Consider the following 481-nt stretch of genomic DNA (forward strand, 5'->3'; position numbering starts at 1 on the left):
TCTCGTAGCCGTATTGGTAATTTCCCAATTATCAATAACCGTAAAGGTATCCAGCAATATGGCTGGCGTCTGGTAAAAGGGATGCTGCAATTAAAAACTGCGATTCACCAGTTCTTTAAATCTAAAAATCAAGATATTACTCTCGCTGAATTTATTAATCAGAACGATATTGAAGAAGTATTCTGGCATGGTGTAGTTATGCCGGTGCTTTATACGATTTGTACATGTAACCCAAAAACAATTGGTGATTGGCCTGCGAAAAACCTTCTTGAGTTTTTGCGTCATTTAACTGATGGCGACATGTTGTTGCGTATGAAAGGCGGTACACCTGCATTTGTAGACAGCTTAATTAAAGGCATTGATATCCATAGCGGTTCGGCAATTAAAAAAGTTGAGCTACAAGGTGAAAAAGTACTGGTCGAAAATGAAAAAGGTGACCAAGGTACATTTGACCGCGTTATTGTGGCGACACCGACATCTA

The 481-nt window shown here is 39.3% G+C and carries 1 protein-coding gene; it reads left to right on the top strand.

Annotated elements, in window-relative coordinates:
* Window positions 1-481, top strand: a 481-nt coding sequence (locus tag C1642_RS18850; protein WP_171304731.1) for an FAD-dependent oxidoreductase, incomplete at both ends; no start/stop codon positions are given.

It is taken from the genome of Acinetobacter sp. AKBS16 (assembly GCF_002899995.1).
In the GTDB taxonomy this organism is placed as follows: Bacteria; Pseudomonadota; Gammaproteobacteria; order Pseudomonadales; family Moraxellaceae; genus Acinetobacter; species Acinetobacter baumannii.